Here is a 767-nt window from a genome sequence, read left to right on the forward strand (position 1 = left end):
CGTTAACAATTCAATATTTATAAGGTGAGGTGTCCGAGTGGCCGCCAAAGTTACATTGACATGCCCCGCGTGCTCATCGGCTTAAAACCAGATTGTGTAGAAAGCACGTTAACAATTCAATATTTACAAGGTGAGGTGTCCGAGTGGCCGAAGGAGCACGCCTGGAAAGTGTGTAAGGCGCAAGCCTTCGAGGGTTCGAATCCCTCCCTCACCGCCATATTATAAGCAATTTATATATTGCCAAGCAAAGCCGCTAGTTATCTAGCGGCTTTTTTTGTGGCCAGAATATAAAAATAATTTATCAAAGGATCGCTTGTATTGTTTATAAATATGTAATGGTGCGTACTTTTATTGTAATGCAAATATATAACGCTGTGCTTATTGAAATGAACCTACCGATCACGAAGCGTTTATCATTAACTAAGCGTTTTAATGAAGGAAGTGCCAATTGCAATAAATATAAACAGTATTAAATGGTGCCTAAATCCATTTATTAAGGAAAGCAGCCCAAATACTTAAGTTAATTTAATTGTATGGGTAAAATATAGCTATTAAACTTAAGCTATCGACTCAAGTGCCCCCTAATTATTAAGCCTTTTAATATGATTCTATATGCTTTCTGATGCATATTTGTTCATGTTGTATAATTAAAAAGCAAACAAACACATTTATGCAGTTTAATTACAATTAGCGGTTGACGTGGGATGAAAAATCTCTAAAATGCGCTCCACTTCTTCGGGACAAGTCGAAGAGGTTGTTTTAATGAG

The 767-nt window shown here is 36.8% G+C and carries 1 tRNA gene; it reads left to right on the plus strand.

Annotation, left to right across the window (positions count from 1 at the left end):
- Positions 1 to 129 precede the first annotated feature (129 nt).
- Positions 130 to 217 (plus strand) — tRNA-Ser (locus AC27H3_RS18045).
- Positions 218 to 767 lie beyond the last annotated feature (550 nt).

It is taken from the genome of Colwellia sp. NW0002-52-1, assembly GCF_057550865.1.